Source organism: Klebsiella sp. S69, from assembly GCF_016516145.1.
GTDB lineage: Bacteria > Pseudomonadota > Gammaproteobacteria > Enterobacterales > Enterobacteriaceae > Klebsiella > Klebsiella oxytoca.
Genome location: NZ_JACVUU010000001.1, coordinates 351,108 through 374,676, shown reverse-complemented (window position 1 = coordinate 374,676; position 23,569 = coordinate 351,108). Strand labels below are relative to the sequence as shown.

General features: G+C 50.3%; 21 protein-coding genes. 6 read left to right on the top strand and 15 right to left on the bottom strand.

The window, feature by feature from the left end:
* Window positions 1-76 precede the first annotated feature (76 nt).
* The 4 genes from dtpD to cadC all read right to left on the bottom strand — a co-directional run bounded on the left by dtpD (window position 77) and on the right by cadC (window position 7,076).
* Window positions 77-1,552, bottom strand: coding sequence for a dipeptide permease DtpD (gene dtpD, locus IAE27_RS01835; RefSeq protein WP_004099848.1), 1,476 nt, complete (start codon window positions 1,550-1,552; stop codon window positions 77-79).
* A gap of 60 nt (window positions 1,553-1,612) precedes the next feature.
* Entirely contained in the window at window positions 1,613-3,760 is a 2,148-nt protein-coding gene (gene cadA, locus IAE27_RS01830; protein WP_004099846.1) for a lysine decarboxylase CadA, read from the bottom strand.
* An 81-nt stretch (window positions 3,761-3,841) separates the two neighbouring features.
* A complete protein-coding gene (cadB, locus tag IAE27_RS01825; RefSeq protein ID WP_004099844.1) occupies window positions 3,842-5,179 on the bottom strand; it encodes a cadaverine/lysine antiporter in 1,338 nt (445 codons plus the stop codon).
* Window positions 5,180-5,543: 364 nt separating this feature from the next.
* Window positions 5,544-7,076 (bottom strand): lysine decarboxylation/transport transcriptional activator CadC, encoded by a 1,533-nt coding sequence (cadC, locus tag IAE27_RS01820; protein WP_016808755.1) that lies wholly within the window; start codon window positions 7,074-7,076, stop codon window positions 5,544-5,546.
* A gap of 355 nt (window positions 7,077-7,431) precedes the next feature.
* Here cadC and IAE27_RS01815 point away from each other — a divergent pair, with 355 nt between their 5' ends.
* Window positions 7,432-8,298, top strand: a complete 867-nt coding sequence (locus IAE27_RS01815; protein WP_049593431.1) for a GNAT family N-acetyltransferase — start codon at window positions 7,432-7,434, stop codon at window positions 8,296-8,298.
* Window positions 8,299-8,324: 26 nt separating this feature from the next.
* On the opposite strand, the gene IAE27_RS01810 is transcribed toward IAE27_RS01815, so the two are convergent.
* Window positions 8,325-9,200: a LysR substrate-binding domain-containing protein gene (locus tag IAE27_RS01810; protein WP_070557233.1), complete on the bottom strand. Its 876-nt coding sequence runs from the start codon at window positions 9,198-9,200 to the stop codon at window positions 8,325-8,327.
* A 137-nt stretch (window positions 9,201-9,337) separates the two neighbouring features.
* Here IAE27_RS01810 and IAE27_RS01805 point away from each other — a divergent pair, with 137 nt between their 5' ends.
* The 3 genes from IAE27_RS01805 to IAE27_RS01795 all read left to right on the top strand — a co-directional run bounded on the left by IAE27_RS01805 (window position 9,338) and on the right by IAE27_RS01795 (window position 12,879).
* Window positions 9,338-9,880: a hypothetical protein gene (locus IAE27_RS01805; RefSeq protein WP_064371862.1), complete on the top strand. Its 543-nt coding sequence runs from the start codon at window positions 9,338-9,340 to the stop codon at window positions 9,878-9,880.
* 9 nt (window positions 9,881-9,889) lie between these two features.
* Window positions 9,890-10,717 carry an MBL fold metallo-hydrolase gene (locus IAE27_RS01800; RefSeq protein WP_004099837.1) on the top strand — a complete coding sequence of 276 codons (828 nt, stop codon included), beginning with the start codon at window positions 9,890-9,892 and terminating at the stop codon, window positions 10,715-10,717.
* Window positions 10,718-10,902: 185 nt separating this feature from the next.
* Window positions 10,903-12,879: a glycosyl hydrolase family 28 protein gene (locus tag IAE27_RS01795; RefSeq protein ID WP_064396927.1), complete on the top strand. Its 1,977-nt coding sequence runs from the start codon at window positions 10,903-10,905 to the stop codon at window positions 12,877-12,879.
* A gap of 66 nt (window positions 12,880-12,945) precedes the next feature.
* Here the strand turns inward: IAE27_RS01795 and IAE27_RS01790 are convergent, their stop codons facing one another.
* Window positions 12,946-13,437, bottom strand: coding sequence for a hypothetical protein (locus IAE27_RS01790; RefSeq protein ID WP_004099834.1), 492 nt, complete (start codon window positions 13,435-13,437; stop codon window positions 12,946-12,948).
* A complete protein-coding gene (locus IAE27_RS01785) occupies window positions 13,430-14,203 on the bottom strand; it encodes a winged helix-turn-helix domain-containing protein (protein WP_108704115.1) in 774 nt (257 codons plus the stop codon). Before IAE27_RS01785 ends, IAE27_RS01790 begins: the two co-directional genes overlap by 8 nt.
* A 639-nt stretch (window positions 14,204-14,842) precedes the next feature.
* On the opposite strand from IAE27_RS01785, the gene IAE27_RS01780 reads away from it, so the two are divergent.
* Window positions 14,843-15,163 carry a hypothetical protein gene (locus IAE27_RS01780; protein WP_004099830.1) on the top strand — a complete coding sequence of 107 codons (321 nt, stop codon included), beginning with the start codon at window positions 14,843-14,845 and terminating at the stop codon, window positions 15,161-15,163.
* Window positions 15,164-15,526: 363 nt separating this feature from the next.
* Here the strand turns inward: IAE27_RS01780 and IAE27_RS01775 are convergent, their stop codons facing one another.
* Genes IAE27_RS01775 through IAE27_RS01765 form a run of 3 tightly spaced genes read right to left on the bottom strand, consistent with a single transcriptional unit; the run spans window position 15,527 to window position 18,344 of the window.
* Window positions 15,527-16,240: an MgtC/SapB family protein gene (locus IAE27_RS01775; protein ID WP_004111083.1), complete on the bottom strand. Its 714-nt coding sequence runs from the start codon at window positions 16,238-16,240 to the stop codon at window positions 15,527-15,529.
* 31 nt (window positions 16,241-16,271) lie between these two features.
* A complete protein-coding gene (locus IAE27_RS01770) occupies window positions 16,272-17,507 on the bottom strand; it encodes an MFS transporter (protein WP_049127595.1) in 1,236 nt (411 codons plus the stop codon).
* Window positions 17,508-17,519: 12 nt separating this feature from the next.
* A complete protein-coding gene (locus IAE27_RS01765) occupies window positions 17,520-18,344 on the bottom strand; it encodes an MBL fold metallo-hydrolase (protein ID WP_023320474.1) in 825 nt (274 codons plus the stop codon).
* Between the two features lie 333 nt (window positions 18,345-18,677).
* Here IAE27_RS01765 and IAE27_RS01760 point away from each other — a divergent pair, with 333 nt between their 5' ends.
* Window positions 18,678-20,852: an extracellular solute-binding protein gene (locus IAE27_RS01760; RefSeq protein WP_154022504.1), complete on the top strand. Its 2,175-nt coding sequence runs from the start codon at window positions 18,678-18,680 to the stop codon at window positions 20,850-20,852.
* A gap of 115 nt (window positions 20,853-20,967) precedes the next feature.
* On the opposite strand, the gene IAE27_RS01755 is transcribed toward IAE27_RS01760, so the two are convergent.
* The 5 genes from IAE27_RS01755 to IAE27_RS01740 form a co-directional block, all read right to left on the bottom strand.
* Window positions 20,968-21,264, bottom strand: coding sequence for a hypothetical protein (locus IAE27_RS01755; RefSeq protein ID WP_072031392.1), 297 nt, complete (start codon window positions 21,262-21,264; stop codon window positions 20,968-20,970).
* A 198-nt stretch (window positions 21,265-21,462) separates the two neighbouring features.
* Window positions 21,463-21,945: a hypothetical protein gene (locus IAE27_RS01750; RefSeq protein ID WP_004111080.1), complete on the bottom strand. Its 483-nt coding sequence runs from the start codon at window positions 21,943-21,945 to the stop codon at window positions 21,463-21,465.
* Between the two features lie 614 nt (window positions 21,946-22,559).
* The gene (locus tag IAE27_RS01745) at window positions 22,560-22,877 is read right to left on the bottom strand and encodes a hypothetical protein (RefSeq protein WP_200091668.1); all 318 of its coding nucleotides are present in this window, start codon (window positions 22,875-22,877) and stop codon (window positions 22,560-22,562) included.
* A complete protein-coding gene (locus IAE27_RS29535) occupies window positions 22,877-23,116 on the bottom strand; it encodes a hypothetical protein (protein ID WP_227630149.1) in 240 nt (79 codons plus the stop codon). The genes IAE27_RS01745 and IAE27_RS29535 overlap by 1 nt, the downstream gene beginning before the upstream one ends.
* Window positions 23,117-23,186: 70 nt before the next feature.
* The gene (locus IAE27_RS01740; RefSeq protein WP_064351664.1) at window positions 23,187-23,450 is read right to left on the bottom strand and encodes a hypothetical protein; all 264 of its coding nucleotides are present in this window, start codon (window positions 23,448-23,450) and stop codon (window positions 23,187-23,189) included.
* Window positions 23,451-23,569 lie beyond the last annotated feature (119 nt).

The following is a 23,569-nucleotide window of genomic DNA, read 5'->3' as shown; positions in this document are numbered from 1 at the left end:
AATTTTGTCGCCCCGGTAAGCGCAGCGCGACCGGGGGGAGATTTCCCGCAAAGCCGCATCTGTCGCCAGCCGAAGGCTAGGCGCCGCCTCCGGGAAGCTCACCGGCGGCCGCGCGGCGTTTGCCAACGCTGAACGCGGCGGCGAAGGCGACGACGACAATGATCGCCACGCAGCCCAGCGTCCATTCGCCCATCTGCGCAAAGAAGTGCTGATACGCGGCAATTGCCGTATCGCTGATTTGCGACTCGGTGGTCTGCTGGGCGACGACGCCCGCCAGCCAGTTAGCGACCGCGCCGGTCGCCAGCATATAAATGCCGGTCAGCATGCCGGTAACGCCGGGCATATTGAGGCGGGTGATCTGCGCCATCGCCACCGGGTCAATAAACAGTTCGGCAAAGCCCATCAGCGCCAGTCCTGCCACCATCATGCCCATCGATGCCTGCCCTTGCGCCGCGCCGTGGCGTGCGTTAAGCGCCAGCAGCATAAAGCCGCAGCCCATCAGCACCAGACCAAAGGCGAACTTCAGCCATACGCGCAGCGCCGAGCGAACGGAACCTTCCGGACGCATCAACCACGCCAGTACGACGCCCGCCGCCATCACCGCCACGGCGTTAACCGACTGGAAGAGCGCGGTCGGCACTTCAATATTCAGCAAGCGGCGGTTCACAAAGTGGTCGATGAACAGGCTAATCGAGCTCCCGCCCTGCTGCGCCAGAACCCAGAACAGGGTACCGGCCAGCATCAGCAGAACGATCTGCCACAGCGCGCGGCGATGTTCCGGGGATTTGACCATAATGCGGGCTACCATCTGGGCGGCGAACACGCAAACTATCGCCAGCAGATAGCCGGACCAGTTATTTTCCAGCAGCAGCGTAAAGAACACCGGCGCAACGCAGAGCATCACCACCAGCCAGCCCCAGGTCGGCAGCACAAACTTCACCGTCCGCAGCGCCTGTTTATCGACGCCGCGGGTATCACGGAAGTAGCGGCTACCGCTGAGGAAGATCATCAGGCCGACAAACATGCCGATCCCCGCCAGCGCAAAGCCGATATGCCAACCGTACCACTGCGCCGCCAGCCCGCAGGCGATGGGCGCGGCGATGGAGCCGACGTTACCGGCGGCGTACAGCAGCGAGAAACCGCCATCGCGGCGCCGATCGTCAACGGCATAGAGTTCGCCCAGCAGGCAGCTGATGTTGGATTTGAACAAGCCGTAGCCGCAGATAATGATCGCCAGCGCGAGATACAGGCTCCAGGTGGAAGTGGATTCGACGCCCAGCACCACGTGGCCAAGCGTCATTAACAGCGCGCCGGCAATCACCGCCGTGCGGTTGCCGAGCAGGCGGTCGGCAAGCCAGCCGCCGAGAATAGGAGTGACGTACACCAGAGAGGCGTAAGCGCTGAACAGGCTGATGGCATGGCTGTCATCAAAGCCGAGCTGATGGGTGAGATAGAGGATAAGCAAGGCACGCATGCCGTAAAAGCTGAAATATTCCCAGATTTGGATCGCAACGATGTAATAAATCGCGCGCGGCTGTGAGGGTGTTTTCATATGTTCTCCTTGCAGCGTGAAAAAAGGGAAGTGGCAAGCCACTTCCCTGTTGTGCATCGATTATTTGTTGTTTTCTTCTTTCAGCACTTTAACGGTGTAACGACCATCCGCCTGACGATAGGCGCCGTGGATATCGGTTTCGAAGCCCGGGTAGTGGGCGCCGATTTCGCACAGCATCTGCAGGAACTCCAGCACCGGACGGCTCTCTTCGGTGATCATTTCACCCGGCATGACCAGCGGCACTCCCGGAGGATACGGCAGGATCATGTTGGCGTTAACGCGACCCACCATCTCTTCGAGATACACCTCTTCGGTCTGACCGTGCAGCTCTTTCTGGAACGCGGCGTACGGCGTGATCACCATGGTCGGCAGCACTTCGAACGCGCGGAACATCAGGTCCGGCAGGTTGTGATGCTCAATCAATTTGTGAATGTTCTGCGCCAGTTCCTGAACGCGCATGTTTTCGTAGAATTCAGGATCTTCACGATACAGCGACGGCAGCATGTTTTTCACCCGCAGGTTCAGATCGAACGCGCGTTTGAAATCGGTCAGCGCGCGCAGCAGGCTCAGCGCTTTGGTTTTATCGATACCGATACTGAACAGGAACAGCAGGTTGTACGGGCCGGTTTTTTCGACCACTATACCGTGCTCGTCGAGATACTTCGCCACGATGCTGGCCGGAATACCGAACTCATCCATGGTGCCGTCTTTCTTCATCCCCGGGGTCAGCAAGGTGACTTTAATCGGGTCGAGATACATGTGCTCGTTGTCGATGTTTTTGAAACCGTGCCATGCGCTGTCGGAACGCAGCGGCCAGCATTCAGGACCATCGATATGTTCTGGCTGCCAGACGTCGAAGAACCAGCCGTCGGACTCGCCTTTCAGACGTTTGATCTCTTTACGGAACTTGATAGAACGTTCGATAGAGCCGTCGATCAGGCGCTTACCGGCGTTGCCTTTCATCATCGCCGCCGCGGTTTCCGTAGAAGCCACCACGCCGTAGTGCGGAGACGTTGTGGTGTGCATCATGTAGGCTTCGTTAAAGGTTTCTTCGTTAACGTCGCCTTTAACGTGGATCATCGAAGCCTGAGAGAACGCCGCCAGCAATTTGTGCGTGGACTGGGTTTCATAAATCACTTTGCCTTCAACGCGGCCGCCGCTCATCCCGCATTTGCCTTCATAAATCGGCGAGAAGTTGGTGTAAGGCACCCACGCGGAGTCAAAGTGGATGGATTTCACATCCAGGGTTTTCTTGATGTAGTCCGTGTTGTACAGCAGACCATCATAGGTGGAGTTGGTGATCACCGCGTGCACCGGCCAGGTCGCGTTCGGGGTTTCTTTTACGCGCTTCGCGATGGTCGCATGCTGGAATTCGCTCTGCGGAATACCGCCGAGGATACCGTAGGCGTTACGCGTCGGGCGGAAGTAGATTGGCGTAATGTCGCTCATCATCATCAGATGGGTCAGCGATTTATGGCAGTTACGGTCAATCAGTACGGTGCTACCTGCTGGCGCAGAGTACATCCCGACGATTTTGTTAGCGGTAGAGGTCCCGTTCGTCACCATGTAGCTGCGTTCCGCGTTGAAGACGCGAGCGATGTACTCTTCCGCTTCTTTGTGCGGGCCGCTGTGGTCCAGCAGAGAACCAAGTTCAGATACCGAAATGGAGATATCGGATTTCATGGTATTGGAACCAAAGAAATCGTAGAAGATGCTGCCGACCGGGCTTTTCTGGAACGCGGTACCGCCCATATGGCCTGGCGTACAGAAGGTATATTTGCCTTCACGTACGTATTTAAACAGCGCTTTGGTCAGCGGCGGCAGAATGGTGTCGATATACTCGTCAGTATTCTGTTTGATTTTGTTCGCAATGTCTTCCGCAGCGCCCAGCGCATATTCGAAGAAGCGAACCTGCATCCGCAGATCGTTGAGACTGACGTCCAGCGTTGAGTAAGTATTTGCAAAGGCATACAGCGGCATATATTCGTTCATTTTGCTGATGTCTTCGCACAGTTCGAGATTGTATTTATCCCAGTCGAAGATAACGCCGCACAGACGCGCATTGTTTTCGATAAGTTTTAATAAGTCTTCACGGTCGTTCGGGTAGACAATACGGAAGTCCAGGCGTTCGAGGGCGCGATGCAGTTCACGGATGGGTTCTTCTTTGAAGTAGACACCCATGTGATTCATGATTGCGATAACGTTCATAGTCAAATCTCCAGATAAAGAAAGCCCCTCCCGCCACGTCGTGACAGGTGATGGAAGGAGCCTCAGGAATAGGGTTGCTGATTAATGCGCGCTGGCGGTGTTGCTATCTGCTGAGTTGTCGTTGTTCTGGCGCTGGTGCATTTTGCGACCGTAGAACATCAGGATAATCAGGCTGACGATAAAGGTACCGGCCAGTTCGAAGGAGCTTGCCCCCATCAGGGCGATGAAGCAGAACGCGCAGCCGAGTACGGAGCAAATCAGGCTGACGAAGTTGCGTACATTGATGCCTTCGAAGCGAATCAGGTCAACGCAGGAGTAGAAGTAAGGCAGCATAGTCAGCAGTACCGCGATACCGGTCAACTCGCCGAACAGGTCAGAAGCTTTGCCGCCGGTAGAGTTCATCAGGGTAATCAGTACCATCAGCGCGGTCATTTTCACCGCGGCCAGCAGCAGGCCTTTTTTCGGGATCCCGTTGCTGTCGACTTCGCCATACACTTTCGGGAAGTTACCGTCATTGGCGGCACGTACGCCGGCCTGACCCACCAGCATCATCCACGAACCGAGCGAAGTCAGGCACGCAAAGGCGGTGAAGGCGGAAACCATCGGCGCAGCCCAGCCGCCGAGAATAGTGGAGGCGCTCACTGCAAACGGCGCACCGGATGCGGCCATCTGAGAAGCAGGATACATACCCGCAATAACCTGAGTCGCTGCGATGTAGACGATACCGGCCATCGCAGTGCCCAGCATGGTAGCCAGCGGCACGGTGCGTTTCGGGTTTTTCACCATTCCGGTACTGACGGCGGCGGATTCCACCCCGACAAAGGCCCACAGGCAGAGCAGAATACTTTTGATTACCGCATGACTGTCAGTAGTGCTGGAGGTGTTCCAGTTTGCCTGATAGGTTGCGGCATCAAACCAGTGCCAGCCGACCACGGCGGTCATAACTACCGGAATAAGTACCAGCACCAGGCCAATGGTTGTCAAGCGGCTAACCCAGGTCCCGCCGAGCATATTCACGAAGGTGAATATCCATACGATGGCAATACAGGCAATACCTGCCGGCACCGGGTTATTTAAAATTGGGAAGAACGTTGATAAATAAGAGACGGCGGTAATGCCGATTGCCAGATTACCGATCCAGTTGGCGTGATAATAAAGCACACCGGTCTGGAAACCGAACGCAGGAGATATTTCACCGGCGTAGGCAATAGGGCCGCCCTGCTGCGGGTTCTTGGTCGCCAGTCGGGCATAAACATAAGCCAGAGACATCGCGCCAATAATAGAAATCACCCAACCCCAGATGGCAATACCACCGATGCTAGCGAGGTTTGCAGGTAATAATGCGATACCGCTCCCCATCATATTACCGGCGACGACGCCGGTACAGGCAAATAGCCCGATCTTCTTGGCAGAACTCATGTTTGCTTTTCTCCTAAGTTTATTTGGGAGGTACAGATCATGATGATGAACCTTTTATTGACCCGACCAACTGCCAACAAGATTACGGATTAGTACGAGATAAGTCCTAAAGATAAAGTGAAATAACTGCAAACATCAGACAAATGATATTTTGACCTTTTTCGCGCAACATATCAGGATGACATGTTGATATCAGGAAAAGATAAATGAAGTTATTTTTCAATAAGTTGTGAACTCTAAATCGTGTTGAAAAGGTGTTACATGCGGGACCGGACTGGTTATAAGATATAACAATCTGGCGGCTCATGAGAAACATAATTTTAACCTCATCACGGCCAAAACCATGGCCGTGATGAGGGTTTACTTATTCTGAAGCGAGGAAATTATCGAGATACGGTACCACTCGGGTTACGGAGGTCTGGAATACCGCGTTTTCAATCCAGTAAAACGTATTCTCTCCCGGTCGTAAATTAAACGCCGTCAGATAGGCATCGGCAGCTTCCCGGTTCTGTCCTTTCATTTCGTACACTTTGCCCAGCAGCACATAGTTCATCCACGACATTTCCAGATCAATCCCGGAATTAATCGCGCTGTAGGCTTCATCGACTTTGCCTTTACCCAGCATGTCTACCGTTTTAATTTGATAAAATATTGCCATATCTTTAATCCCCGGCATATTACCCACCCGGGTTATTTCGCTGTAAAGATCGGCCAGTTGTTTATCATCTAACGGCTGCTGGGAATGGCGTAATACGTCCACCAGCGCCTTTTCCGCCCAGGCGTAGGTAAAGTCCGGCGACTGCTTATTCACATCGGCAAGCAGGCTACTGGCTTTGCCCAGCGAATCGACGTCTCCGTTCATTAATAACTGATGTGCCTGATAGAAATGCGTGAGCGCGATACTTTGCGACGGCTGATACTGCTTAAGCATCTCCTGCATTCGCGCCGGCCATGGCTGCTTAAGCGCGTCCGACAGGCTACTCAGCAGGTCGTTTTGAATCGACAGCTGGTTGTCGCTGGTCACGAAGTAACGCTTGTCCATCATCGTCGATCCGTCGGCATTATCCACCACTTTGACCGACATAAAGCACTGCTGCGCGCGATAGTGCCGCTGGTTGACGAACTCGATGGTCAGGGTTTTTCCGGAACTGCTCGGCTCATTGATGTTGTAGTTGGTTTTATCATGCACCATAAAGGTGGAGAACGTGTTCAGCGAGGTGGTAATCAGGCTCCCCAGGCCGATGGCATAGGAGTGCTGCGATGACCAGTTGTTACAGGTATTGCCGCTGAGCAGGTGGATATCAACATCCCGCGGGTTGAGCAGTATGCGGGTTTTTGTGACCGGCGGGCGCGACTCCAGGGTGGATAATGCCACCAGCGCCACGCAGCTTGCGAGCGCCAGCAAAAACAGGCCCCAGACGATAAAGGTACTCAGCCGCTTACGTTTTTCCGGCTTCGCCACCGGCGCCATCTCTGGCGCAGCCGCCTCAGGCTGCGGGGAAACCGATGGCGCGTCCACGGCGACCGTCGGCGTTTCTGCAGGAATAACCGGCGTCAGTTCCTCCCCCTCTTCCGTACACCAAATCACCGGCACCGTTAGCTTATAGCCGCGTTTAGGAACGGTAGCGATATATTCCATGCTGCTATCGTCGCCATCTTTCAGCGACTTACGTAGCTCAGAAACGCTTTGCGTAACGACGTGACTGGTCACAACGTTGCGGGTCCAGACGTTGTCGATAAGCTCATCCCGACTCAGTACTTCATCAGGATGGCGGGCAAAGAAAACCAGAAGATCGATTAAGCGCGGTTCGAGAGTTAGCTGACGCCCCTTGCGGCTAATTTGGTTAACAGAGGGAGTAACCAGCCATTCTCCAACGCGAACAACAGGTTGTTGCATAAAAAAGAGCCCCAGGACGAAAAGGGAAAGGCGGGATGATAACACATTTCCCCTACCTATTAATGATAGGGGTCATGACCATGAACGCAATATATTCTTCTCCGTTTTCGAAGCGTGACAAACTTTCATTTGCTAAAGACTTTTCTTTGATTCACCGCGATGTTCCCTGGGGATACGAAAGTCTGCCCTTTTTGACCTTATTTTCGCCGAATGTGTGACCTGAGCAAAGCTTAGGCACGGCAATCGTCGCCCAACCGTGGGGATATGCTATTTTTAGGTCGCCCGGCACAGATCGGACCGCCGAACAGATGGCCGAAAAACAGCGCCTCACCCGCAGCGTAAAGGAATGTCGACGATGAACTACAAATTAGATAAGCAAATTGTGCACAATGACGTTTTAAGAAATAGCTTCATTGATCTTGCGATTAAAACCTTCGATCTCTCCTTTAAAGAGTGGTACCGCAAAGGATACTGGACCGACGCCTATATTCCCTACGCCCTCGTCAGCAACAATAAAGTGATTGCTAACGCCTCCGCCAATATTATCGATCTGGTCTGGCAGGATGAACCCCGCCGCTATATTCAAATCGGTACCGTGATGACCGATGTCGATCATCGTAATAAGGGCCTCGCCGGTCAGCTCGTGAATGCCATTCTGGCGGACTGGCAGGATAAAGCCGATGCTTTCTTTCTGTTCGCTAACCCAAACACCGTTGATTTTTATCCAAAATTCGGCTTCGAGCGCACCGAGGAGCATCAGGCTATCCTGCCGGTAATGCCGGCGGCGGGCGACTTCCGCAAGCTCGATATGGATCGGCCGGAGGATGTCGCGCTATTACAGCGGTATTATGAAAAATCGAATCCCTTTTCGCAGCTGCGCGTACAGAATAACTTCGGTTTATTGATGTTTTACTGTTCCGCGTTTATGAAGCACTTCGTCTTTTATTCCGAGAAAAATCAGGCTATCGCCATCGCGATGCAAAACGGACCGGCGCTGATCTGTTTTGATATTTTTTGCGACAGCGACCGTTCTTTGTCGGCCATTATTAATGAGCTCGCCGATGAAAATACCTATCAGGCCGTGCTGGGCTTTACTCCCAAAGAGAACCGGGTTGGTGAGTATGAAAAAATTGAAGGCGAAGATCTTCTGTTTATCTACGGACAAAAAGAAAATATCTTCAAAGCGCATAAGCTGATGTTCCCGCTTTTATCCCACGCCTGACCGAGACCAGGGCCCGCGTTCGGGCCTTATTGCGCCAGTAGCCACTGTTCAAACGCCTGTAGCGCCGATTCATTGATCCCGGGCTCCAGCGGTTTAACCAGACAAAAGCGCTTGCTCAGGCTGCGAGCCAAAGGCCAGGGCGCAACCAGCAACCCGTTTTCAAGCTCTTTTTCAACGTACACGTGCGGTACCAGCGCAACGCCCTGCCCGGCCAGCGCGGCGGCTATTGCCATCTCATGCAGATCGTAGCGCACGCCCCGCGCCGGATGATCCAGCGCGATCCCACACTCTTCAGCATAGCGCGGCCAGGCGTCGGGGTTTTGCCGTCGATGAATACGCGGCAGCGCGTTCAGCTGGCTGGCGAGATCTTCGCCCGTAAGTAGCCCGGCGTGGCATACCGGCACCAGTCTCTCTTCAAACAGAAACCGCAAGCGCATTCCTGCCCATGCGGGATGCTCGAAATGAACCGCCGCGTCAAAACCGCTGCCGGTGAGGATAAACGGGTCGGTTCTGACCGCGATATTCAGGGTGATATCCGGATTCCGGCGCTGAAAATCCCCCAGTCGGGGAATGAGCCAGCGGCTGGCAAAGGTCGGCGGCGCGGCGATTTCCAGGCTTCGGCTGCCGTCCGCAGCCCCCATCAGATACTGCGTATCTCGCTCAAGACGCTCCAGCGTCTCGCGCACATGGTGCGCATAGCGCGCGCCGTTGGGGTTCAGCCGCACCCGGCTTCCCGTCCGCTCAAACAGCTTGCAGTTTAACAGCGATTCCAGGCGGGCGATTTGCCGACTTATCGCCCCTTCGGTAAGCGACAGTTCTTCCGCCGCGCGGGCAAAATTACCGTGCCTGGCGGCAGCCTCAAAGGCCTGCAGAGAGGCGCTGCTGGGGAGTTTTTTTCGCATACGGGTATCCGGTTTACGCGGTGAATTGATGACAAAAGATCATTGAAGGATGAAATAATATCGTTTCAGGCGGCTCAGTGCAGCACGTAGGATGATTAAACGTCAATATCACCCTTCAATCATGCAGAGGCTTGCCCATGCTATATATCGTTGAGTGCAGTTACGCCGATCCGGAAAGCGAAGCCAGCTGGAATACGTTTTACAGCCAGCACAAGCTGCCGGCGCTGGTTTCCGTCGGCGGTTTCCGCGCCTCGCAGCGCTTTCGCGCCCTTTCCTCCCGCAGCCCGCTCTATCTGGCGATTCATACCATTACCGATGCAGCCGTTATCGCCAGCGAAGAGTATCGGCTTAAAGGCGGCGGCAACTTTTCGCGTTGGCAGGCGCATATTTGCGACTGGCGCCGCAACCTGTATCGGTACGACGATGTATTTCCGCAGGTCTCACAGGATGAGGTTCTGTTACTCACCCCGGCGCCGCTGGACTTCATTGACGCAGAACTGGGGTATCCGCCGACCATACTGCACGCTGCCGGGCTGGATAACAATCCGCCGCAGCGCGTGGCCTACATTCTGCCGCGCCGGGAGGCCAGGCTGCTTGCGGGACAGGAAAAATACCGCCTCTACGAGACCATGGGCGCTCAGCTGCTCAGCTCTCTTGATATTCAACCTGATGCACGCTAAGAGGCCATAATGCGCAATCCCGCTTTTATCTCCCGCCAGATTGGCGACTTTCAGGTGATGGCCCTTAGCGACGGCAGTATGGCCGCCAGCCTGACGCTGCTGTCCGGTATCAATAGCGATGATGCTCTGGAAATCCAGCGCCATGCCGGCATCATTGCGCCGGATGATATCGACATTAATGCCTATCTTATTCGCGGCCAGGGAAGGACGATTCTGGTCGATGCAGGTACAGGAGGCGGCACGCTTGCCGCGAGTTTGCAAGCGGCGGGGGTTGGAGCAGAAGAGATCGATACCGTACTACTGACCCACGGCCACCCGGATCACATTGGCGGCCTGTTGGATGCTCACGGCGCGCCATGCTTTCCCAACGCCCGTCTTCATCTGCATCCTCTGGAAGCGGAGTACTGGCAGGATGACGGTATGTTGAATCGGGCAAATGAGCGGGGACAGCGCAACTTCGCCCTCGCCCGCCGAACCCTGGGCGCGTGGGCCCGCCGCCTTAGCTTTCTCGATGAGAGAGAGGTCGTCCCGGGTATCCGCCCGCTTTGGCTACCCGGACACACGCCGGGCCATTGCGGGTTTCGCATCGACTCCGCTCCGCAAAGCCTGCTGATTTGGGGGGATATTGTCCATTTTCCGCATGTTCAGACCGCCCGGCCCGCCGCTGCCATCGCTTTTGATAGCGACCCCGCGCAGGCCAGAGCGACGCGGGAATCGCTCCTCGCCCGAGCCGCAAGCGAAAACCTGCTCGTCGCCGGTATGCATCTTGGCGGCTCGGGATTTGCACATGTGCTACCGACCTCCTGCGGCTATCGTCTCGATTATGCCGCGCAGTAACAGGAAATCTGGCCAGCGAGGTTTACTTCTGGCCGCGTTTCTCTTATCCAACCCACATTTATTTAGCATCTGCTGAAAGATTGAGCTGACTCGCGTTTATTTTCCAAAGCAAATATAAAATAGAATTTCACTATAAATGAATTATTGTTTTGTTTTCCCATGAGATATGACATTAAGGAAAATATATGCGCAATACCTTCCGACCTTCACGCCCTATGCTGGCGCTGACTATCGCCCTGGCCGGACTCGCAGGCGGCTGTAATGACAGCGGCGTAAACCGCGATAACCCGGCGGAAGCGCCCGCCTCCGCGCCGCAGAACGTCATGGTTCCCGTCCTGTCTGCTGATGAAAATAGCCTGGTGCTGGTTTGGGAAAAGCCGGAATCAGAGACGCAGCAGGTGGTGGACTACGCGATTTACCGCCAGGGCGAGCGGCTGGGTCTGGCGCGCGAAAATCAAAACCATTTTTCACCGGCCAAACCCTATATTGATAACTTCTATCAGCGGATTGCCAGCGATGGCTGGCAGCAGCCAATCGATTTGCGTACCTTTACGGTCACTCACCTGCAGCCGGATACGGAATATGCCTTTACGGTGCGCGCGGTCTACGCCGATGGTCAGGAATCTCCGGACAGCGCGGTGGTTAAAGCGCAAACCCGCAAAACGCCGCACGTCATCGAAGCCAGAACCTTTGGTGCAAAGGGTGATGGCACTACGCTGAATACCCAGGCGCTGCAGCAGGCGATCGATAACTGTACGGTCTCGCACTATCCTCAGGGCTGCAAGGTGCTGATTTCCGGCGGCATATTCAAGAGCGGCGCGCTGTTCCTGCACAGCGATATGACCCTGGAGATTGCGGCTGACGCCACCCTGCTGGGTTCAGACGATCCGGCCCAGTATCCGCTGGAAAAAGGCTATTACCTCTATCCCTACAGCGATCATCCGCAGCCCCGTCGCCCGCCATCATTAATTAACGTGCTGGAAGCGGACGATAAGGGCGAGTCTCCGGCCGGGACGTTTCGCAATATTCGCATCGTCGGTCAAGGTACGATTGACGGCAACGGCTGGACCCGGGGCGTCAAAAGCGGCGGCGAGGCCACAATTATCGATGAAATGGGCAATGAACTGCCGCAGTACCGGGCCAGTAATGCCAATAAAGTTGGCGCAGACGGTATTCTGGCAAAGCATCAGACCGAAACGGCTATTGCGGAAGGCATCGAAAGCAATAGCGCCTATAAAAATCGCCGCTCCAGCCTGATGACTCTGCGCGGCGTGCAGAACCTCTATCTTGCCGGGCTGACAATCCGCAACCCCGCGTTCCACGGGGTAATGGCGCTGGAGTCAAAAAATATCACGCTCAATGGCCTGGTTCACCAGACCTTTGACGGCAATAACGCCGACGGCGTGGAGTTCGGCAATAGCCAGAATGCGCTGGTTTTCAACAACTTCTTTGATACCGGGGATGATTGCGTCAATTTCGCCGCCGGGTTTGGTAAAGGCGCGGAAACTTTTCATCAACAGCCGCAAAGCGGGGCGTGGATCTTTAATAACTATTTCCGTAAAGGCCACGGCGCCGTGGTGACCGGTAGCCATACCGGAGCATGGATCGAAAAAGTTCGCGCCGAGGATAACGTCATGTATATGACCGATGTCGGCCTGCGCATGAAAAGCCGCCCTTACTACGGCGGTGGCGTAAGGGATGTGCTGTTCCGCCATAATGCGATGAAAGATATCGCCAAAGAGCCGTTCGTTTTTACTATCAAATACAGCGCCGACGTGAATGATACGACCCCTGCCGACGAGCCCGCTCAGTTCCGCGACGTTCAGGTGCAGGACGTCACCGTCGATGGTACTTCGGCTAAGCACAGCATCCTGATTGACGGCATGACGGTAGCCGAAATGGCAGAATCATTTGGACTGACCTATTCTCGCGATGCCTACCACCAGAATCTGCGTTTTTCCAACGTCAGTTTCCGTAACACCAAAGCGACCAGTATCTCCTTCCTGCGCGACAGCCAGTTTGATGAGGTAACGTTCGCTAATACACCGCAGGCCTGGGCGTTTTTCGCCGTCAATGACGTGACGCTCGCTGACAGCCTGCATCAGCAGAGCATCACCCGGGGAGAAAAGGACAAACTTATCCTTGAGGGGGCAATAAAGTAATGGCGTTGCCGGCGGCGTCAGTCGCCGGGTTTTATCAGCGCTTCTGCCTCGACAGAGATCTGTCGCTCAGTGATCCAAAGTAAAGACGCAGGTCATAACCGGCGTATTCAGCGTTCCCCAGACTATATAATCCCGATTTTTAGCAAAGATAAAAATGGGTGATTTCCCGGATAAGCCCATGATATCATAAAGTGGCATTACAAGATCATCAGGAACATCTCCATATTTATTAGTATCTTGTTTACCTGGCAATAATTTATACCGGCCCTCACCCACCGCCATGTAGTCAAAGTTGATGTCCTGTGACAGATAGTAAGTCTCATCGCCATCGACTATTTTTCCGGACAAGGAAACATAACCAGTGTTATTATTCATATCAAATAAAACATGACCATCAAATGTATATGAATCATTTAAGGATGATATATTATAGTATACATTGGCCTCACATGTTTTCATTTTGCTTTTCTTACTGAATAAGCACAACACATAAATAATCAGAACAATGATAGCGCAGCCTAATAAACCGCAGGAACGGTAGAGCACGTTGTTAGTCATGCTGCCTCCATTGACTTACATAAACGTTATTACAATAAATTATTTTCTTATTTACACTATCCATAGGGCAAAAAGATGAAAATATCCCCCCAGACTTACCCTGCAAAACGTTTCTTTGTGCATATATTATCAACCTGGCTGGACTGCTTTGGCAATGTTCAAGTAACCCAGGATGGTGCCTAACCAAAATATTAAGTAATTTTTCCTGCATACTTTCAGGGATCTGAACATAAGATCTTATTTGACACTTACCGATTTCTTCCAGGTTATTTGAACTCTTAGCCAGAATCGATGTTGCGGCCACTTCATACCTGGCAAAAAAAACAATAATCAAACTGGCTATCAAAGCTACCACGCCTCCGTGTTTTAGGTAACGAAATCGTTGCTGACGTAATTTTTCTGAAGGTAGTCCTTCCTGGCTTGCGTCATCATACCGTTTGACCTTGATGTCTTTCGAGAGATAAAAACCAACGCCGGGGCTTGTCAATATAATATTATCTTTTCTTATCAGGAGTGATAATTTCTTTCTGAGGATACTAATATATTGGTTTAAAGATGAATTTGATGCCTCGTGTCCACGGGATTCCCAGACTTGCTCTAAGAAACTTTGTCGAGAAACGACCTTCCCATGTGACGCCATCAGTATAGCCAGAATATGGTTAGCCGTTTTGGTTAACTGGTGTTTCTCCGTTACACCGATATCAATATAAATAAGCTCACCAGACTCAGCGTTATAAAACAATTTGCTTTCAATTAAGTACTTCATATGTTATCTGCATCCTGTGAATAGCAGGGTATGCTGATAAAAGGCAAGGAGCTATTGGGCCCTACAGCATCCCGGAGAAAGTGAAGTATTGTCAACACGTTGTGCCAGCTTTTTAGAGGCTTATAGCTCATCAGTGGAGCCCTGATGTTCGCTCTTCGACACCCGCTCATCCCTGCTAACGGCGCATACATCACAAAACTACTCTTTAGCAGTAAACCAATAGTAACAACAAAAACATGATAAATGTTATCACCATTTTTTATTTAATTGGATTCTGTGTGCCGTTTCAAATTCTTTGCGCCAAATGAAACAACAACCAATACTTTTGAATGAACTAGAAATAATCTATAACAAAAAATTACATCATGCATTAATTAACCATGCCCGATACCTATTAAATTTATTTAAAAAAACTTTAAATCTCGCACAAAAATCGCTTTTAAAGTTAAAACAATGGTTATAAGAAAATGATAATTAATTTCTTACGCCTGATATGTTTATAATTATTGATTAGTAAATCTTCCATTGCAGTAATCCTTGCCTCCTTATATATTTTAAAAAGAAGTTTCCCGGCACTCAAAGCGAATAATATGTAGATTTTAATTTAATGATTAAACAATAAGTAATAAGAGGCATATCATGTACAGCTATCGTTGGGCCAAATTCCTGGTTGCTGGCGCAAAATATAATGACAGTCATTTCCTGCTGGTAGAGTTTTATATTCATCACGAACTCGATGGCGTCATTAAACCAGGCATTTGCAGAAACAGACAATGGGTATTAAGCCAATTAGTTAATGGTTCTACTTTATTTACTTTAAATCAAAACAATAATAAATGGGAAAAGAAGGATAGAATAATTCTCAACCAAGTTGCTGGTAGATATTATATTAGGACGAATCCCTCTCCTCATCCCGGCGATGATATAGGCTATCATTTTACTCAAGGCTGTATGATATAAATGAAAAACTTGTTTTATCAACTACAGGTATAATGACAATGTGGAAAATATGTTCGATTCTGGATATTATTCGCAGTAGCAATGAGAAACCATTGATAATAATTGTTAACGACAGTATGCATCTCCGACTTATCAGACCCTCTCTCTCATGTGAGCAAATCAGGAAGATAAGCATCGAACAACTTGAGGAGATCATCATCAGAGAATTGTAACGTACTGGGCTGACGCTAAATTAGCGCATTAATCATTTTAATTCCTCATTTTCACTATCATTACGCTTACCAATACACCCGATATCGGGTGTATTGGTACCGCCAACGTGAAAGAGAACCAGCGGCCACATAATTTACATTTTTATACTAATCAATGTTCAAGGGCAAGCGCGCAGACATGATCAACATGAGACAGATCGTGGTATAAGTCAGGTAAGGTCATTTTCTGGCGAATAACCATTTTCAAATTAACCTCAATCTTTCCCTTTTTAAGGTCTCTAATCGTAATATTTTCGATAATATTTTTTTGCTGATGGATACGGCTTATCAGCTTTTCAAGGGCCCCTCGTTCATCAAGAACCACCCGTACTTTCACTTTTCCGGGGAACTGATTTTTAGTTTGCAGGAATATAATGAACGGGCTTAATTTTATCGCCAATAAGAACAAACCCGTGGCGAAAAAAGCATGAAAATAAAAACCGGCGCCGCAGGTAATTCCAACCCCGGCTGATGCCCAGACAATGGCCGCCGTCGTCAGGCCTGAAATAGCATCGTCGTGTCGATGCAGAATCACTCCCGCCCCAAGAAAACCGACGCCGCTGATAATCTGGGCCGCCAGGCGCATCGGATCGCTACGAATGTTCGTCGAAATTTCAGCATAGTATTCCGCCGACTGTATTGAAACGATGGTTAACACACAGCTGGCGACAGACAAAATGACGCAGGTTTTGAATCCGACAGGTTTCCCTTTCGATTCTCTTTCCAGGCCAATGATGCCTCCCAGAATAAACGCAATGCTGATTTTGACGATGGTCAATAACGGAAACCATCCGTGATCGACGATCGTGGCGGCCAGATTATTCATATCATTACCTTAATGAAAGATCCGTTATCAATCAGGAGTTCGCTTTCTTCAATGCGAGATCCGTTTTGCGTTTTGACAAATCGTCGCGGAAGAAAATCAGGAAGAAGACGCTCACTACCGCGGCGACACCGGCTGAAACTAACCAGAATGTTTCCCATTGCGGTAACGCTTCCGGCCCTTGCTCTGTCACGGTACTGTTAAAAATCTGCCCGCAAACGGTAGAAGCAAACAGCAGCCCGACGCCGTTGGAGACGATAAACCTCAAGCTTTGCGCCTGCGCTTTGATCTCTGGCGCGGCTTTGCGGTCAACATAAATATCGCCGACGGTAAAGAAAAAGTCCCAGCAGAATCCCTGTAACATCAGGCCAATCAGCACAAACATCATGTTGGCATCCAGCGAGGCATGAGCAAACAACAGCGTGCGGATGATCCAGCAAACGGCCCCCAGCATCAACGTGATTTTAAAGCCGGCTTTTAGTAAGAAGAACGACAGCAGGAACATGAAAATCACTTCGCAGGCAATCCCGATCTGCATCATTGATGCGGCATTATCGAACCCCAGCGCTTTCAAAAAGACCGGAATATAGGCGGAATATGCGGTTTTGGGGATCATTAAGACAAAGATACTCAGCATCAGCACGCTGAAGCTACGATCTTTGAAGAGTGCCAGAGCATCGAGACATAACAGATCGCGCAGCGCAAAAGCGTTTCCTTTTGCTTTTGGCGGCGTATTCGGCAATGTGAAGCAATATAAGCCCAGGACGACGCCGGAAGCTGCCGCAATATACCAGGTAACGGTGTTGCCGGAATAGCCCATTTCACCAATGATAAAGCCGATTGCCATAAAGCCGAAGGTGCCAAAAACGCGGATGAATGGGAAATATTTAACCCCATTGATATGGCTGAAACTGATACTGTTAGCCAGCGCCGTTGTCGGATAAAACAGCAGACCGACCAGGAAAATCATGGTCAGCGTCATGCCGGTATTTTGCGCTTCAATAAATTGCGGAACAAACAGCAGAACGCCAGCATTGACTAAGTGCAGGATCGCCATGACCTTTTGTGACGCAAAGAAGCGATCGGCCACCATACCAATAAATAACGGTGAAATAATTGTCGCTAATCCGAGCAAGGCATAGGATGAGCCGATTATGGTCGCCATTCCATAGGTACTTAATACCAGCCCCATGGTCATATTCCAGGCGCCCTGCATAAAGTACTGTATGAACATCATAATTAACAGGCGTGGTGTTTTATTAAGGTCCATATTGCATATCCTTTATTGGTTAATGCTCAGGTTAAGCCCATCCCAGGCGACAAGAATGTTCTCTTTATCGCATGCTGCTACTAGCTCATCGTGCAGGAGACCGCCGCTGTGTGAAATATGCGAGACGATAAGTTGACTTGTTTTCTTCAGGCAGCCCAGTTCCGCCAGTCTGTCTCTGGCAGCGAACACCGTTTCCAGACTCATATGGTTATTGGTACGATTTTCTCCATTAAAGCCGTAAGTACACTCCAGAACGGCCAGATCGATTTTTTTGCCTTCCAGCCACTGCCAGGTGAGCTCAGGAAACCAGCCAGAGTCATGACCGTAAAATATTGACTGGCCCTCTTTTTCGATAAACCAGGTATAGCAAAGCTCCCATTTAGCATGGTTGGCCAGCAGCGGGGTTATCCGATAACCACGGGTTTCTACGGTGACGAAGGGCACCAGGCAATGAAAGGCAAAGCGCTCTGCGCTATAGCCCGGCAAAACCTCTGCCGCACCGTTAATCGCACGATCGTTACCAAAGATATTCAGCGGATGGGTAATCTCAAATCCGTAACCCTCCATTCGGCTGAAAAGATCGCCGACGTTGAAATGATCGGGATGAGTATGGGTAAACAGAAGCGACCTGATTTCAGTTGCGTCCATGCCGTCGCGCAGCAGCTGCTGGCTAAATTCCGGCGCGACGTCAATCAACAGTTGATCATCAATAATCGCGGAAGAGTGTGTACGAATGTCTTTTCCCTTACGTATACGGGCTTGCTGACAGTGCTCGCAGCGGCAAAACGGGTTAGGTATCCCTTCAGACGCTGCCGTTCCCAGAAAATGGATCTTCATGATTTCCTCTTATCACTAACAGGTTGCTGTTTTTATCATCAGATATGTAATCAAACGTAATTGGAACGTGTCAATTATGATTCTGCCATTTAACAGGAACAACGATCTTTTTTCCCAGAAGTGATCCCCTTCAAAAACTTATTGTATTTATCTTAAATTTCAACAAATTGTCATTTTTACTACATCGTTACTCGTCTCAAGCCGGAAAAGATTAATATTTTTAATGTCTATAAATCACACAAAATAATTTTGTAACGTTCAAATACCACCGGCAACGATAGTTTTCAGCGGTATGCCGTGCTAGCATCAACGCATGAGGGTAAGGATTAAAATATGCCAACAATCAAAGACATAGCAAAGCTAGCCGGTGTGTCACACGGCACTGTCTCGAACGTACTTAATGGCAGAGGAAATGTCAGCGTTGAGAAGATTGAAGCGGTTCAACGAGCGGCTAAGGAAGTGGGCTATCAGTTAAATGCGCAGGCGCAATCGTTAAGAGCCAGTAAAAGCCAGGGGGTGGCGCTGCTGCTGCCAGACATTAATGCGGAGCAGTATTACCAGCTTTACCGGGGCTTACATCAGGTCTGTCAGCCATCATTAAGCGAACCGCTGGATCTTTACCTGACCAACGATCTGCCCAACCTGGAACTGGAGATTCTGCAAACGCTGGCGGCAAAATCTTACCAGACCATTGTTACCGTCAGCTGCCTGAGCAATAGCCAACCTTATTATGAAATGCTCAAGCTGCCCGCGGAACAGATCCTTTTTGCCTACCGGCAACCTGCCGGAGCTGACAACTATTTCAGCCTCGATTACGTCACTGCGGGTGAACACCTTGCGAGAAGAGCGCTCGCGCAGCGGCCGGGCCATATCGGTATCTTCTGCGAACCCCTTGAATATGCTCATAGCGCATGTTTTATTCAGGCGATACAGGAGACCTGCCGGACAGTCAGTCCGCAGACTAAGCTCACCGTTTTATCCTCGCAGGCGGGCGAGTCTAACACCGTAGCGTTTGATTTTTTCCGCGGCGTTCCCCCCGATATTCTCATCACTCAGGATAGTGATAAAACGCGAGCCGTGACGCAGGCAGCCTGGTTTGGTAGCGCGCAGTCCTGTCCGCCAATACTGCAGTTGAGTGATAATCTTCCGGCAGCCTTCGACGGCGTCACAAACTACCAGATGGACTATGGTCGCCTGGGTACCGCCATCGCTTCCCATATTCGCCAGCCTAAAAAACAGGTAACGCATCGAATTCTGACAAATAGCGGATTTTCATTAGATGGCCAATCCGTCCAGCCGCCTGAGACCGAGGCGACGCTGAATATGTTAATTTTGCCCAGCCCCTCAACCGATGCGCTGAAAAAGCTGTTACCTCACTTTTATCGTCAGACCGGTATCAAGGTAAATCTTGCGGTTTATCCTTATGATGAAGTGTTTGAAATTCTTTCCCATCTTCATCTGCATCCCTATTACGATCTCCTGCGCATCGATATGGCCTGTTTTCCCTGGTTTGCAGAAAAAGCGTTATTGCCGCTGGAGTCGATTTCCCCTGCGCTGCCGCAGCTGCTGACTCATTTTTCTGACCAGATTCGACAGCACTTCAGCATGGTGAATGGCACCGCGTGGGCCATCCCCTTTGATGCCAGTATGCAGCTCCTGTTTTACCGACGCGATCTCTTTGAAGATGCGACGATAAAACGGATGTTCTACGAAACGACGGGCAAAGAGTTAACGCTACCCGAAAACTTTGCGCAATTTGATGAGTTAGCGGCTTTCTTCAGCCGCCAGCATCAGCCGGATAACAGACTGCGCCCGATGGGCACGGCGGTGACCTTAGGCAGCTCAGGGCTTATCGCCACGGAATATCTGCTGCGTTACTACGCGCTCGGCGGACGTCTGGTTCGCGAAGGCGAACCGGTTCAACTGGAGACTTCACTTGCCGCTACGGCGCTTGAACAGTACCTGCAACAGCTTTCCGTCGCCGTGAATCTCTCAGGAGAATGGTGGAGTGACGCCGTTAAGCAGTTTGAGCGCGGCAACCTCGCCATGTTGATCATGTATCTCAATTTGTTCAATGACGTCGCGCATAGCCCTATCGCCCCCACTATTGGCTATGCTTCAGTCCCGGGACAGCTTCCACAGTTGGGAGGGGGATCCATTGGGATGTCCCGCTACAGCAAAAAGAAAAAGCAGGTTGAGCAGTTCTTCAACTGGCTTTATTCCGATGAAATTGCGCGTCATCTGGTTCTGCTCGGAGGAAACTGCGCCTGGTCAGGGGTTTGTCACGATCAGAACGTCCTTAACCTCTATCCATGGTTTAATTTATTGAATGAAAAGGGCGTGGTCGGGATAAGAGAGTCGCAGGGTACGCAGGGTAAGCCTTTCAACCTGCGCCAGGCAGAAATTATTATCGGCCAGGGCGTGACGAACGCGATAAATGGGATTATGGATGTCTCTCAGGCCGTGGAATACATTAACAGGCGAATAAAAAATGAAACCGGCGCCTGAGGCCAGGAAAGCGAGCGTGCCTCTGCCCTTTTTCCAGAGAGTCTGCGTGTTGCTGGACTCTCTGAAACCAGATTCCAGCGCAAACTACCGTTGCGTTTCCAGCGGAGATAAATCTCTATATTTGTTGAGATTGACGCCAGCGTTTAATCATCTCTTGAGTGACTTCTTTCTTATAACATACTGGCGCATAGCCTCCTGCTTTACTCCAGGCACTGCGCCTGCCGCAGGCGCTGCCGTTTCTCGCCCGATTAAACGGACAAGCGCAAACACCGGGGTAAGAAGCGATAGAAGCCTCAATAATTTGCTGCTTAACTTGATCATCAGTTAATTGCGGTGTTTTAGCAGCAGCAGCGCCGACGATAAAAGTGCACAGCAACGCTAACACGGCGGTAACGGGTCGTTTAACGGCCATAATGATTGCTCTTGTGAGAGAGGACATCTCAAATTACGCGGCAGCAAGAAACAGCATATTGATCTTTCTCAATAGTGCCGAATATCTCTGAAAGTATTTTTGGTAACGTCACAAGAAATCGTTATGCAGTCGATCTGCCTGCAGCTTGCACGCAGATCCTGTACTAAAAAGTGCCTCAGCTCGAATCTTATTCCGCGCCTATTCATGGCCTTTAGCTTGAATATATTCGCCAATCGTCATTTTCGAATCGCGAATCCGATCGGAAATTTTACGGAAGCTATCTTTCCATTCTGCAGGTAATTTTTTTATCTGAGCTATCTTACAAGCTACACTATAAGGAGTGCGCCCAAGCTTTTCAGCCAGCCAGAAGAGATGCTCTCCTATCTCCTCCTCCGGAATAGGCTCTAATACTTCCCGTAGCATGGACTCATCATTGTCATTCCAGGGTATGCCAGCGTTTGGAAACCGTGGATCAATAACCTTTTCTTTCTTTTCTCCACTCTTTTTTATCGACGAAGATTTTTGTGAAGACACTATAGCAACACGTGCTTTCATCGCCCCGATGGCGGCAACAGCCCGGACCAAATCAAGGCGTTCCGTGCGTGTTAACAAATTTTCATCGCAAATTAAATCATTCAGCAAATCAATTATTTCATTGAGATTATCTTCAGTTATCTTCATATTCTGTCCTTAGCGGCATGTTCCATGATTGAATGCTATAGCATCCTCATAGTTTCATATATTTCATCCGACCCGGCATGTTATGTGATTCAATGGCGAATATACTAACTCAAATATTTTAGACTGTACCTGCTTATATTACTGCGCATCCCTCAATCAACGAAAGACCTACTGCTGTAGCCAATCGATGCAATTCGCCACCATTAATGAGTTGGTATTATCTCTCATTTGGCTCTGCCGATCCTTTCTTTGGTGGATTGAGGGCTATGAGCCCCTATTCGCCTGCATGAAATAAGCCTGTAAAAGTCCTCTGCACCGCCCTGATTCGTTTACACCTGCGTCGGTTTCGATAAAGCCAGTGATAGAAAAGGACTCATTCCAGGGAGTAAAAAGGTAAGGGAAGAGGATTGGGCAGAGGATGCTTAACGAAAAAAATGGTACGCCCTACAGGGTTCGAACCTGTGACCTACGGCTTAGAAGAAAGTAGAGCGTTAAATAACACACTGTAAACACATATGTTTTCCGCGTTCGCATCCGGTTTTGTGTCTTTACGTGTCGTTGTAAGGCGTCCTTGTCCTTATTGCACCATTCAGTTACGCCACATTTACGACACATCACACAGGACTGCTATCCTGCATCACGTCGTGAATCGTATACGTGACAACTCCGATCACCCCCACTTCATCCAGCGCTTCCCCTTCGATAGCTTCTCCCTCCATCGTGATAAATGCCCTGCCTAAGATTTTTGCAAACTCCATAAACCCAGCGTGCCTTATCAGGACAGTGCTCCCCTGCTTAGCTTTCAGAGACAAATCAAGAACAGCAAAGCCACTATCTGTGCTGATAACTTGAGAGTTTGCTCCGATATTGCACAGAGAGTTCACTGTCAGGGTGCTTTCTACATAATCTGTGGCCGGAGATGGAAAGCCCATTACATGACCCTCCCCATGTTTCTCAATATCCACAAACGGTTCTCGCTATGGTCCGGAGTCTTGTCAGCAAAGCAGTTTTGATAGCGCTCTATCCAGCGATTTGCCTCGGGCTCTGAGAAGTGGATGCCGCGCCGCTGCAGCGAAGATACGAAATCCCTGGTGTGCAGGTACTGGTAGCCCTTCGAATTCCGAAGAATCGATTCACGAAACGCGTTGTTGATGTCTGATTGTCTGAGCATGATCCATACCCTCAATAATACTGGTTATACATACAGTATTATTGAGGGGCTAAACACGTCAAGTTGTCATTTATTCACTTTTGGAATATACGGGCCGGGTTGACAAAAACTCATCTATATCTTGCCGGGAAATGAGGACTTCAGCACCTTTCTTGCTGGGGTTTTTTATAACCTTATCCATCCATAAAATATCCATATCATCAACAGTAAGCGTCTCAGCGGCATACTGCGCTGTTTCTTGGGAATCATAGCGCCCTCCTGTGATGACATGCCTATATTTGATGAACCACATCGAATCTTCTACGACATATTCAACTTCACCTAAATCCATCATCGATATTTTCCTTCATTTAAATAAAGCTACAAAGCATTTTTGATTTTGCAGAAATGCGTTATTTGAGATGAACAACACTTTGGGCATCCATCTCTAATGATTATGTATCAAATAATTAC